Source organism: Ectobacillus ponti, assembly GCF_024294785.1.
In the GTDB taxonomy this organism is placed as follows: domain Bacteria; phylum Bacillota; class Bacilli; order Bacillales; family Bacillaceae_G; genus Ectobacillus; species Ectobacillus ponti.
The window spans coordinates 1-742 of the sequence record NZ_JANCLT010000067.1; the positions used below are offsets into that span (position 1 = coordinate 1).

The window sequence follows — 742 nt, forward strand, 5'->3', positions numbered from 1 at the left end:
TTGTTCTTTGAAAACTGGATAACAGTGTAGTTCTTTCTTACGAAAGAAAGTTTGGTTAAGTTAGAAAGGGCGCACGGTGGATGCCTTGACACTAGGAGCCGATGAAGGACGGGACTAACACCGATATGCTTCGGGGAGCTGTAAGTAAGCTTTGATCCGGAGATTTCCGAATGGGGAAACCCACCATCCGTAATGGGATGGTATCTTCACTTGAATACATAGAGTGATGATGGCACACCCAGGGAACTGAAACATCTAAGTACCTGGAGGAAGAGAAAGCAAATGCGATTTCCCAAGTAGCGGCGAGCGAAACGGAAACAGCCCAAACCAAGAGGCTTGCCTCTTGGGGTTGTAGGACGCTCTATACGGAGTTACAAAGGAGCGAGGTAAATGAACAGGCCTGGAAAGGCCGGCCATAGAAGGTAACAGCCCTGTAGTTGAAACTTCGTTCCCTCCTGAGCGGATCCTGAGTACGGCGGAACACGTGAAATTCCGTCGGAATCCGGGAGGACCATCTCCCAAGGCTAAATACTCCCTAGTGATCGATAGTGAACCAGTACCGTGAGGGAAAGGTGAAAAGCACCCCGGAAGGGGAGTGAAAGAGATCCTGAAACCGTGCGCTTACAAGTAGTCAGAGCCCGTTAACGGGTGATGGCGTGCCTTTTGTAGAATGAACCGGCGAGTTACGATCCCGTGCAAGGTTAAGCTGAAGAAGCGGAGCCGCAGCGAAAGCGAGTCTGAA

The 742-nt window shown here is 50.4% G+C and carries 1 rRNA gene; it reads left to right on the forward strand.

Features of this window, described 5'->3' with window-relative positions:
* Positions 1 to 53: 53 nt before the first annotated feature.
* Positions 54 to 742: ribosomal RNA gene (locus NK662_RS23190) — 23S ribosomal RNA — on the forward strand; the annotation flags it as partial.